The 12,757-nt window shown below is 27.5% G+C and carries 10 protein-coding genes; all 10 read left to right on the top strand.

The features are described from left to right. Positions 1–18 precede the first annotated feature (18 nt). The 10 genes from NMG68_RS02445 to NMG68_RS02400 all read left to right on the top strand — a co-directional run bounded on the left by NMG68_RS02445 (position 19) and on the right by NMG68_RS02400 (position 12,755). Positions 19–312, top strand: coding sequence for a co-chaperone GroES (locus NMG68_RS02445; protein ID WP_255034374.1), 294 nt, complete (start codon positions 19–21; stop codon positions 310–312). After that, positions 312–1,928, top strand: coding sequence for a chaperonin GroEL (groL, locus tag NMG68_RS02440; RefSeq protein ID WP_255034373.1), 1,617 nt, complete (start codon positions 312–314; stop codon positions 1,926–1,928). Before NMG68_RS02445 ends, groL begins: the two co-directional genes overlap by 1 nt. 349 nt (positions 1,929–2,277) lie before the next feature. Next, positions 2,278–2,742 carry a peptide-methionine (R)-S-oxide reductase MsrB gene (gene msrB / locus NMG68_RS02435; protein WP_255034372.1) on the top strand — a complete coding sequence of 155 codons (465 nt, stop codon included), beginning with the start codon at positions 2,278–2,280 and terminating at the stop codon, positions 2,740–2,742. A 561-nt stretch (positions 2,743–3,303) separates the two neighbouring features. Then, complete coding sequence (recA, locus tag NMG68_RS02430) at positions 3,304–4,350, top strand: recombinase RecA (RefSeq protein ID WP_255034371.1); 1,047 nt, start codon at positions 3,304–3,306, stop codon at positions 4,348–4,350. Between the two features lie 19 nt (positions 4,351–4,369). Next, positions 4,370–6,148 (top strand): HDIG domain-containing metalloprotein, encoded by a 1,779-nt coding sequence (locus NMG68_RS02425; protein ID WP_255034370.1) that lies wholly within the window; start codon positions 4,370–4,372, stop codon positions 6,146–6,148. Positions 6,149–6,228: 80 nt separating this feature from the next. Then, positions 6,229–7,689, top strand: a complete 1,461-nt coding sequence (locus tag NMG68_RS02420; RefSeq protein WP_255034369.1) for a hypothetical protein — start codon at positions 6,229–6,231, stop codon at positions 7,687–7,689. A 217-nt stretch (positions 7,690–7,906) separates the two neighbouring features. Then, on the top strand, positions 7,907–9,415 hold the full coding sequence (locus NMG68_RS02415) for an ATP-binding cassette domain-containing protein (RefSeq protein WP_255034368.1): 1,509 nt from the start codon (positions 7,907–7,909) through the stop codon (positions 9,413–9,415). Then, a complete protein-coding gene (locus NMG68_RS02410; protein WP_255034366.1) occupies positions 9,402–10,325 on the top strand; it encodes an ABC transporter permease in 924 nt (307 codons plus the stop codon). Before NMG68_RS02415 ends, NMG68_RS02410 begins: the two co-directional genes overlap by 14 nt. Continuing rightward, positions 10,312–11,157, top strand: a complete 846-nt coding sequence (locus tag NMG68_RS02405; RefSeq protein WP_255034365.1) for an ABC transporter permease — start codon at positions 10,312–10,314, stop codon at positions 11,155–11,157. Before NMG68_RS02410 ends, NMG68_RS02405 begins: the two co-directional genes overlap by 14 nt. A gap of 14 nt (positions 11,158–11,171) precedes the next feature. Continuing rightward, positions 11,172–12,755 (top strand): type 2 periplasmic-binding domain-containing protein, encoded by a 1,584-nt coding sequence (locus NMG68_RS02400; protein WP_255034364.1) that lies wholly within the window; start codon positions 11,172–11,174, stop codon positions 12,753–12,755. The last annotated feature ends 2 nt before the right edge of the window (positions 12,756–12,757 follow it).

The raw sequence follows: 12,757 nt of genomic DNA, 5'->3' as shown, positions 1-12,757 counted from the left end.
TTTGTTTTAATAAAAATTATGAATATTAAACCATTACACGATAACGTTTTAGTAGAAGTTTTAGTAGAAGAAAAAACTTCTAAATCAGGAATTATCACTTCAATCCAAAATCAAGATAAAGCAACATCAACTCAAGGTAAAGTTGTTGCTTTAGGTGATGGAGTAATTTATGCTAAACAACAAAAGATTGATTATCAAATTAAGATAAATGATCTTGTTTATTTTAAAGAATATTCTGGTACAGAAATTCATTTAGATGATAAAACTTACAAAATGTTAAGTTACGAAGAAATTATTGGAGTAATTAAATAATGGCAAAAGATTTAAGTTTTCAACAACAAGCTAGAACAAAATTATTAAATGGAATTAATAAACTAGCTAAAGCAGTTAAGATTACAGCAGGTCCTAAAGGCCGCAACGCTTTAATTGAAAAAAAATACGGCGCACCATTAATAACTAATGATGGTGTAACGATTGCTAAAGAAATTGAACTAAAAGATCCAGTAGAAAACATGGGTGCTAAACTAATTGCTGAAGCAGCAATTTCTACTAATGATATCGCTGGTGATGGAACTACTACAGCAACGATATTAACCCATGAAATTGTTAATAAAGCAATCGAAGCGATTAATAATGGAACTAACCCTGTTAATTTAAGAAAAGGGATTGAAAACGCATCTAAATTAGTATGTGAATACTTATCTAGTATTTCAAAACCAATTAAATCGATCGATGAAATTACTCAAGTAGGTGCGATATCATCTGGGTCTAAATTCATTGGTGAATTAATTGCTAAAGCTATGGATATCGTAGGTCCAAGCGGTGTGATTTCAATTGATGATGCTAAATCATTTGATACTACTTTAGATACTACTGACGGATTAGAATTCAAAGGTGGTTATTCATCGCCTTATATGGTAACTGATTCTGAAAAGATGTTAAGTGAATTAGCTAACCCAAAAATCTTAGTATCACTTAATAAAATTAATACTGTTAAAGAAATCTTACCATTACTAGAAGCTAGTGTAGAATCAAGCTCACCTTTATTAATTATTGCTAGTGATATTGCTGAAGATGTTGTAAATGCTTTAGCAATTAATAAACTACGAGGAACTTTAAATGTTGTAAGTGTTAAATGTTCAGAATTCGGTGAAGCGCAAAAAACAACTCTAGAAGATTTAGCTGTAAGTGTTAATACCGTTTTAATTGATAGTACTGCTGGAATTGATTTTAAAGATATCGAATTAAATAAATTAGGTTCAGCTGAAAAAGTTGTTATCTCAAAAGATAAAACAACAATTATCAATGGTGCTTGTCAAAAAGAAGTTTTAGCTAAATACTTAAATAGCTTAGAAGCAAAACTTGCTAATACAACATCTAAATATGACAAAGAAAGAATTAGCAAAAGAATTGCTAATTTATCAAACGGAGTGGCTGTAATCCACGTTGGTGGTGCTACTGAAATCGCACAAAAAGAACTTAAATTAAGAATCGAAGATGCGTTAAACTCAACTAAAGCAGCAGTTGAAGAAGGTATTGTTGCTGGTGGTGGAATTGCTTTAATGAACGCAATTGAAGTTCTTAAACAAGTTAAAGAATCCAATCCTGAAATCTTATTAGGTTACGAAATTGTCAGATCATCATTAACAGCACCTTGTCGCCAAATTATTGAAAACGCAGGTCAAAACAGTTCTAAGATTATTAATAATATCTTAAATAGTAAACAACCTGGTTATGGTTACAATGCTGAATCTAATGAATTTGTTGATATGATCAACAACGGTATTATTGATCCTACTAAAGTAACTAAAACTGCGCTTGAAAAAGCTTGTTCTGTAGCTGCTTTATTAATTACTACTGAAGTAGCTATTAGTGATGAAATTAATGAAGACGAAAAACCAACTTCATTAGCTCACTTTAATAACTAATTAACAGTTTATTAAAAATTACCTATCCATCATATTGTTTAAACTATCAAAAAAAACAAATAAATTATTAAACAAATTAAATCTTTTTAGATTACTTTTAATCAAAGTTAAATAATTTAAATTGTTTGTTTTAAATCCTTAACAAAAGCTTGTCATCCTAATCAATTCAAATTATCAAGTTAGTAATTTTACTAACTTGATAAAACCTTTTATCACTTTATTCTTGGTCTATTTTTTCTTGATTAAATCCTAATCAAAACTTTTAAAAACTAATTTAATCCTTAACTATTTAATTTTTAAGGATTAAATTTTTTTTATTTGATAATCGTTTTATCTTTAAAAATCTGATATGAAAAAATATACTAAAAAACCGATAGAAGTTCTTAAAAAAGAACTTACAGATATTCAATTTGAAGTTACACAAAACGCAGCAACTGAAAGACCGTTTACAAATGAATATGATAAGCATTTTAAAAAAGGAATATATGTAGATATTACAAGTGGAGAACCATTATTTTTATCAACTCACAAATTTGATTCAGGTTGTGGTTGACCTGCTTTTTCTAGACCAATCCAAAAAGAATTAATAAACGAATTAAAAGATTTATCTCATAATATGATTCGAACAGAAGTGCGAGCTAAAAATTCTGATAGCCATCTTGGTCATGTTTTTAATGACGGACCTAAGGAATTAGGTGGATTAAGATATTGTATTAACTCAGCTTCATTAAAATTTATTGCTTATGAAGATTTAGAAAAATCTGGTTATGGCGAATTTATAACAATTCTTGATGAAGAAGAAAAGAAGCAATAATTATATTCACAAAACTTAACCAACCAATAATAAAAAAATGTAATGATATCTATGTAACTTTATTGTTCATAGATATTTTTTATTTAATTAAATCAATTAATTAAAGTAATAAAGATTAATTTTAATTGTATCTACATCCAAACAAAAAAACATGATGATATTACAAAAGAGATTTATGTGTAGTTTAAAAATTTAATTAAATACTTATACAAATCTTTTAGATATTAAAAACTTAAATAAAAATTTGAAAAATATAAAAACAACCGGTAATTTTGCTAAAAATAGTTAAATAAAAAATTTTCTTAAACTATAGGTAATTACCATAATTACATAAAAATTAGACTTGCCTGGATTACTAATTTTTATACAAAAGCAATGACAATAGTGTTATTATAAAAACCTCCTTCTTATTAAGATTTCTTAAATTTAATAAAATAGATATAAATTAGTTTTAAATATCAAGTTTAATAAAATGATTAATTCATTCATTAAATCCTTTATTGCAAAGAATAAGCAAAATTAAATTAATTATTTTTCTTCCTTATCTCTTATTTTTTACATATGTTTAATAAAAAGAATTACGAAAAAATTATGAATGAATTAAAAAATACAAATAAAAAGAATATTGATAAAGTTACAAGTGACCAAATTTTAAAGTTATTACAACAAAAGTTCGGTAAAACTAATATATATGCTAACGATAATGATAATATAGAAGATCTAGAATGTATTTCTAGCGGAAGTATAAAATTAGACCATGCATTAGGTACTGGTGGTTTTACTAAAGGTAGGATAGTTGAGATTTATGGAAATGAATCTTGCGGAAAAACAACTTTAGCATTATCAACAATTAAGCAAGCAATAAATAATGATATGCGTGTAGCATTTATTGATGCAGAGCATTCGTTAGATTTAAGATATGCTAAACGGTTAGGAATTGATTTAACTAAATTAATCATTGCTAGACCTGAATATGGAGAACAAGGTTTTGAAATAATTAAATCCTTAATAAAGACTGAATTAATTGATCTAATTGTGGTGGATTCTGTAGCTGCGCTAGTTCCTAAAGTTGAAATTGAAGGTAAGATGGAAGAACAAACAATGGGAACACATGCAAGAATGATGTCCAGAGGTTTATCGCGTATTCAACCATTGTTGGCTAAACATAATGTAGCAGTTATTTTTATTAATCAATTACGTGAAAAAGTTGGGATAATGTTTGGTAATCCTGAAATTACAACAGGTGGAAAAGCATTAAAATTCTATTCATCGACAAGATTAGAGTTAAGAAGATCTGAAATATTAAAAGATACAAACAATAATCCAATCGGCATTAAATCGAAAGCTACAGTAACAAAAAATAAACTTTCATCACCAATGTCTACTACTTATATCGATTTTTTCTTTAATTCGGGTATTAGTGAGATAAATGAAATTATTGATTTAGCTATTGATAACGAAATTATTAAACAATCTGGTAGCTGATTTTCATATAAAGAAGATAAACTTGCTCAAGGAAGAACTAATTTAATTGCTAAAATTCAAGAAACAAAAGAACTATACGAACTAATTAAAAAAGAAGTTTTAGATAAATTAAAAGATAGTTAATAATATAAAATTATTTTATATGACTAACATCTCTTTAGACTTAATGTATTTAATTGTGGCTTTATTAACCGCATTAGCACTTCTATTATTTATCTTTATTTTGTTGAAATTTTTTGAATTTAGATTCTTGAAAGAAACTGAAAATCATCAACGTGAACTTGAAAACGAAATAATTAAAATTAATAAACAAGATGAACTAAAAGAAAAACTAAACGAACATTATTTATTTCAAGATGATCGAAAAATGATATCTAAAAAAGAATTTAAAGAAATAAAAAATTTCTTTATTTCAGTTCTGAGCGAAAAAATTCTTATTGAAGAAAGAAACAATCAACTAAACGAAGAGATAAAAGATAAGAGAAGAGAAAATAGCCTTCTTAAAAAAAGAATTGATTCTAAGAAAATCGAAGAGAAGATTGCTATGTTAAAAGAGATGAAAATCAATGAAGAAGAAGCGAGAAAATTTATTCTAGATGAATACCGTATCTATGTTCGAAATGATCTAGAACAAATGATCAAAGAAGAAGAAAAAAGAGCTAATGTCAGAAAAAATGAAATTGCGAATGAAATCAACAAAATACTTATCAATGCAATGAATTCGACTGAATTATTAGCTAAGACAGTTAGAGTTACTACTAAAAGAACAATTAATTACCAATATAACAGCGGCGATTCTGAAAAAGATCAAAAAGTTACGAATGATTTCTATTCTAAGTTAATTGGTAAAGATGGTAAAACTAAAGCTTACATTGAAACTTTATATGGTATCAAGTTAGATATTGACTCTGCAAATAAGAAAATTTCTCTTTCTTGCTTTAATGCAATTAAATTAACTATAGCTGAAAGAGCTATTAACAAAATTATTAGTATTATAGGTGATGATAAAATCCATTATTTAACTGATGATTTAATTAAAAAATGTTATTACGAAACACTAAATGAATTTACTGCAGAAACTAAAAAAATCGGTGAAGAAGTGTTGCAAGAATTAGATTTATACGATTCAAAATTATTACCAAATAAAGATATATGTGAATATATTGGTAGATTAAAATTCAGAGGTTCTAATACGCAAATGGTATTAGAACATTCTATCGAAACTGCTCAATTAGCAGCAAATATTGCGAGTCAATTAGGCTTAAATGTTGAAAAAGCTAAATTATGTGGATTGCTTCATGATATTGGTAAATCTATTAATCATGAAGAAAACTGGAAGAAATTAAAATACTCAACTGGTAACCACGTTGCTGCAGGTGTAGCTATCGCTAAATATTTTGATTTAGATATTGATATTATCGATGCGATTAATTGTCACCATGGCAATCCAAAATTATATGAAAAATCTAAAAACTTCTATGCTAAGATAACTCAAATTGCTGATAAAATATCAGCATCAAGACCAGGTGCTAGATATAAGGATGGTGATGATGACGAAAAACGAGCTGACTTTATGACTGATCTATTAAATAAACATAAACATGATCAAGGTATAGCCAACTATAAAATATTAAAAAACGGTTTTGATATCCAAATAATGATTCAACCTAATATTAGTGATCAAGACTTTAAACAACTTATATTAGATATTAAAAAAGATATTCAAAATCACCACGAATTATCTAAATATTCAATCAAACTTACTTGTATAAGAAACCTTACTGTTGTTGAAAATACTAAATCGTTTGCGTCAATTTCCTTACAAAAATCTAATGATTACGCAAAACGATTTAAAGATGCTGATGAAGATGATGATTTAGAATATGACGAAGAATTAAAAACTACTCAATTCATTGATTAATAAATCTTTAATTCATAGCATAATAAAAATACAACTAGAATAATATTATTTCTTAAAATAATATAATTTTATTATCGGTTATGGATAATAAGAATAATAAATCACGCCGCACGATTAGTGATGCATTAATAAATACAACAGAAGACTTCTTATTAAACGAAGAAGATGATTTAGAAGAAGATGATAATTTGTCATCAAAAAAAGATCAAAATGATAAGCAATTATTATCAATTGATCAATATGAAAAAGAACTAGTTGAATCAACCGATCGTGTTTTAATAACTGAAGAATTAACTGATAATGATTTAGTTAATGTTCCATCTGAAGTTATAAAAGCGGATAAAACATCCTCTAAAAGTGCTATGGATTATTTAAATATTGACCATGTCACTGATCTTTTTAGTGCTAACACGGGAACATTTAATACGATAAGTGTTCATGATGCTTCATTTATTCAAAGAGAAGGTGAAGATGTAATTCGTTCTGTTGATAAGAATAATTTAAATCCTCAGTCAAGAATAAATGGATGAACTAGTCAGAACCAAATTAATCCAATTAACAAACGAGTTCTTAATAATTTAAATCAACATAGCCAATTTTCAAATAAAATTGATGTTAAATCTAATAACAATCAATTCAATTCTCAACAAAATCAAAATAATGAATCTACTTTAAATCGCTCAATAATAACAAAACCTGCTTTCCCTAGATCAGAATCGTTATTTAGTGAATCTAAATTCAATAAAGACGATGATATCATTATTAGTAAAGAACAAAAAAATATTAGTTCTATAGATTCATTAGTCAATAAAGAAAAAAATATCTTTGAATCCTCTTCTATTATCGAGAGTATCGATCATAGCGATTTCAAGTATGGTATACCTAACTATCGTGATGATAAATTTGAAAGAACTTCTTCTATTGATTTAGATTTACAAAAAGATGAAGAAATATCTTCTAACAAAAATCAGATAGCAATAAAACAATCTGAAGATTTAATGAATAAAACTACCAAATTAGTCATTAATTTAGAAGATGACGAAGATATTATTCCTAAAAAAATGACTATAGATATGCAAAATATAGAGTCAGATATAAATGAAATAGCTCAAGGTAATAAAAGCAATCTTTATCAATATATAAGAAAGAATAATCATCAAAACATATCCACTGATATGTTATTTCCTGAAGACGATGAAACAACAAATAGTTACAATGAATTAACTGAAACTAATAAATCTGTTGAAAAAAATAATGAATCAAGACAGATGACACAATCATCAGATGATCGAAAAAGTTTATTTAAAAAACTAGACAAGGAAATACAAGAAGATAAGAAAAATAAATATATTGAATCCAATAATAGATCGTCTAATACGAACTATAAAGAAGTTAATAAACAATCTGTTTATAATAGTTACGACAAAAAACATAAGTCCTCTAAAGCGCGTGTTAGAGTTTTATGAACAATAGTAGGTGCTTTTATTATTTTAATTATATCGATAGTTATCGCATTAATTGCTACTAATAAGTTTGCGTAAAAATTTAAAAAAATAGAAAAAATAAGTTTAATTAAATCTTCGTGAAATCCTTTATTTTAAAGTGTTTTGCGAAGATTTTTAGTTTTGAATTTTTGAGACAAAAAATATTTATCGAAAAAAAAGATTTTTTTTGTAAATTTTTAATAAAAAAACTTTATAATTTTACTTGTAATTTTTATAAAAACTAATTTAAATATATTGAAAGGATTGACCGGAATTGGAAGAAAAAGTTTTTATTCAGCTAAGAAACGTTAATAAGACTTTTGAAGATGGTTTTGTAGCAGTTAGAAATTTAAATTTAGATATTAATAAATCTGAATTCGTAACTTTATTAGGACCATCTGGATGTGGTAAAACTACAACGTTAAAATTACTTGCTGGGTTCGAACAACCAACCTATGGACAAATTAAAATTGACGGCATTGATATTAAAGATATGCCTGTTCACAAACGTCCATTTGCAACTGTTTTTCAAGATTATGCATTATTCCCAAACATGACAGTTTATAACAATGTTTGTTATGGGCTTAAGATCATGCGTGTACCTAGAGAAGACAGTGATCCTAAATTAGCTATCCAAGCAGAAAATATTAAGCAAGAAGCTCAAAAAAAAGCTGCAGCTAAAATTAATGATCTTAACAAGAAAAAGAATGATTTAACTAATAAGTTAAATAAAGTTCGCAAAGAATATGAAAAAAACTTCTGAATGTTTGAAAACGATGAAATGCGTTTTGCTCAATATCAAGAAGAACTGATTAAATTAGAGTCTAAATTATCAGAAGCAATCGAACAAACTGAAGTTATTAAACTTAATACTGAAATAGAAACTCTAAAGGTCAATTACAAGAAAAAAATACCAATAGATATCAAATACGATAAGGTATTAAAAGAATTAGAAAACGTTGATGGATGAATTTCATATTGAGAAACTTATCCAATCATGAAAAAAGAAACTTTTGAAAACAAAGTTTTGACTAGAAGATTAACAAAAGAAGAAATTGATCAAAGAGCTACTAAAATGATCAATTTAGTTGGTCTAGCTGGTAAAGAAGATAAGTATCCGTCTGAATTATCTGGCGGGATGCAACAAAGAGTTGCTCTAGCTCGTGCTTTAGTTATTGAACCTGAAACGTTATTGCTAGATGAACCATTAAGTGCTCTAGATGCTAAAGTAAGAAAACAATTACAAAATGAATTAAAACGTATTCATAAAGAATTGAATATTACTTTTATTTTAGTTACTCACGATCAAGAAGAAGCTTTATTACTATCTGACAAAATCGTTGTAATGTCACAAGGTGATATTGAACAAGTTGGTAAGCCTAATATTATATATGACTCTCCAATCAACGAATGAACAGCAAGATTTATCGGTGCTGCTAACATCTTTGATGGAACATATTTAGGTGATTACAAAATTAAATTAAATTCAGGCGACATCATTGATACTGATGAAGAATACGATTTCAAAAAAGATGATAAAGTTCGTGTTTTAATTCGTCCTGAAGATTTTGATGTTGTTGAGAAAGATAAAGGATTCTTCAATGTTGAAGTTACTAAAACATCATATAAAGGTGTTTTATGAGAAATTGAATGTTTAATGCCTGATAAAACTAAGATCACTGTTGATAACATTGATGAAGTTAAAGTAGGTGCCATCGTTGGATTAAAATTTGACGAAATGGATGTTCATATGATGAGGAAAGAAGAAGATGTTCAGCGCTAAGAGTTGAAATGCTTTGGTGCAAACCTTTAAAGGTCCTAAAAGAACTTGATTAATCTTACCTTATGCTTTATTATTACTAGTTCTTTTTATTATTCCATTAATCATCGTATTGGTTAATGCTTTCACACCTTTTAGTGTTGAAATAGAAGATGGTAGTAGCATTAATGTAACTGTTGCTGACAATTTCTCAATAATCGATAGTTTTACAATAACTAAGATCTTCAAATCATTCGGATTAGCAGTTGCTTGCACAATTATCTGTTTATTAATTGCTTTCCCTTTTGCTTATCTTTTATCGATTTCTAAAAACAAATTATTTAAATATAGTGTTGTAGCTTTAGTTACAGCTCCCATTTGAAATAGTTTTCTTATTAAAGTAATCGGTCTTAAATCTTTATTAGATTTAATGTTTGGCGAAGCTAATAGTACATTTGGTGATGGTTGAACATTACTAGGTTTAGTTTATATCTTCATGCCATTTATGATTTTGCCAATTTACACAGTTTTAATTTCAATGCCTAAAAACTACATGTTGGCATCACAAGACTTAGGGTATAACTACTTCATGAGTTTTTTTAAAGTTGTTATTCCTTATTGTAAAAACGCAATTATCTCTGGTGTTACTTTAGTATTATTACCTTCATTTACAACAGCAGGGATCTCACAATTTGTTAATAACTCTAATGATGGACAACAGATTGGTGCGTATTTATTATCGCTTGGATCAAACGGATTAGAATCTAAAGTAGCAATCTCTCAAGCTAGTGCTTTAAGTTTAACTTTAGCATTAATTATTCTTGCTTTCTATATGGTAGTTTTTGTAGCACCTAAACTATTTAATTACATGAAAAAACGAGCTGTATTAAGAAACAAAATTAAAACGGTGGTTGATCAAAATGAACAAGTTTAAGACAATCTTAAGACAAAGTTATATCTTTGTTATCTTATTGTTTATCTATTTACCTTTATTTATTATTGTTATCTTATCTTTTAATGGTGTTACTGAAAGAGGTAACGTTAATTTAACTTTTGGTGAATTTGATAAAGAAAAGATTTTTGCAACATATAAATCATTGGCTGAAGGTGATTTTTTAACGCCATTAACAACATCGTTAATAGTTGCTTTAGTATCAACTCCGATCTCTGTTTTTATTGCGACTATTACTGCTTTTGGGATTTGAAGAAATAAAAAAGTTTATCAAAAACTAACGATGTCAGTATCAAATACTTCGATCGTTGTTCCTGATATCATCTCAGGTTTAAGTTTAATTATTTTCTTTATTGCTGTGTGAGTATCATTGTCTCAACCGCTAGGTTTATTTACAATTATTGTTTCACATATCTCAATCAGCACTCCGTTTGCTTTAGTATCAATATACCCAAGAATGTTAAAGATGAATCCTAACCTAATTCTTGCTTCACAAGATTTAGGATATAACAAAGTTCAAACATTCTTTAAGATTACTTTATCTTATCTAGCACCTTCATTAGTGGTTGGTGGATTAATTGCTTTTGCAACATCATTTGATGATTTCATTATCACTTCTTATGTAAGAGGGTCAGCTAGAACAATAGCTACTGAATTATATTCAATTGCTAAAGGTGTTAAAGGTTGAGCGATTGCTTTTGGTTCAATCTTAGTGTTCATTGGTATCTTAGCTACAGTATTCTCAGTAATCAAAAAAGCAATTGCTGAAAAAATCAACTACAAAGAAAAAGTTGTTCGTTCAATTAATAACTAAGTATTTTAAGAAAAATGAAGAAAAAACCGCTAAAAACAATATTTTCAGCTCTAACTTTATCAGCTTTTTTAGTAACTAGTTGTGGTGAAGGTGGAGCTAATTCTAACCTATTAAATAAGCAGTTTGTTTATGGTAATTTTGAATCATATATGTCACCTAATTTGCAAAAGCAACTTTTAAGTGAATACAACAATTTGCAATTTAATAGTGTTCCATCAAATGAAAATTTAATTACTAACTTTAAAAACAAAACATTTACCATTGGTACTGCATCTACTTATGCTGTAATTGATCTAATTAGACAAGGTAGTTTAATTAAATTAGATTGAACAAAGTTCAATTTAAGCTATTTAAATGACGAAGATCAATTAGTTAAGATCAACAATGCTAATGATGCGTTAGATTTATTTACTGATCAAGTTAAAGAAATCTTAACTAGTTATTCAATTAAAGGTGAAAAAATCAATCTATTAGATTATTCAGTTCCTTATTTTTTCCAATCATTTGTGTTTGCTTACCGTGGCCCTAAGATTGCTTCTTTAGTAGATCATGAAAGTAGTTGATACGACATTATTAGTACTATCACTAATGAAAAGCATCGTGCAAGATTTAATAATAATAAATTAGGGATTGTTGAAGACGAACGTTCATTATATTCAGTTGCTAATTTAATTAAAACAGCTCAAGATAATCAAGAAATTACGGTAAATCCTAAATCAAACCAATTAAGCCAAGCAGAGTTTTATAATGTTTATAAAGCAATCGCAGATGCAGGTTTGAACTATCATAATTTAAGTGATTTAAATAAATCTACTGCTTTACTAAACTCTGACTCATCAGTAATTTATAACAACTTAGCATCAAGAAGAGTTAATGCTGCGATCATGTTTAATGGTGATGCGATATATTCTGCTCAAGGTGGTGAATATCACAGCGATAAAAACGATCCTAAAAAACCTACAAGCGAAGATTTCCACATAATTACCCCAAAATACACGCCATTAGCATTAGATCTTATTGTTATCAATAAATCTAATATCGATCAATATCCAAGCTTTTTAGATCAAAGTTATAAGATTATCAGAAAAGTAGCTCTAGAAGGTCTTGATCAGGATTTAGATAATTTTCAAGCAGAATTAAAAGATGAAGCTGATTCAGACAATCAAGAAGCTATGAATGATAATTCAACAATGATGACTGAAGCAAATGAATCTACTGAATCAATGAATAATAACAATATGGGTGGAACTGAAAGTTCAACTAATCCAATGGAATCTGAAGGTTCAGAAAACAAAGAAGAAGAATCTGATGAAAGTGATGATGATGTTGTATATAAATACGGACCACTAGAAAACTTTAACTACGTTCAATACACATCACCACTTAAAAAGATATCTGATCCTGAAAAAGGTTTGGTAGCTAAAGAAGGTTGATTAGATGTTGACGGACAAGATGAATTATCTGAGAATATCAACTCAGCTTATTTTATTGAAAATGTAGCTGATGTTAATCGATTTATTGAATCGCCAATCAATGACATTCAAAAAGCTAGCTTAATAAATGCTTATGCTAGATTTAAAAGTGATTGATGAAAATAATT

This window comes from Mycoplasma bradburyae, assembly GCF_024338845.1.
Taxonomy (GTDB): domain Bacteria; phylum Bacillota_I; class Bacilli_A; order Mycoplasmatales; family Mycoplasmoidaceae; genus Mycoplasmoides; species Mycoplasmoides bradburyae.
The sequence above is the reverse complement of the archived record's forward strand: the minus strand, read 5'-3'. Positions and strand labels throughout refer to the sequence as shown.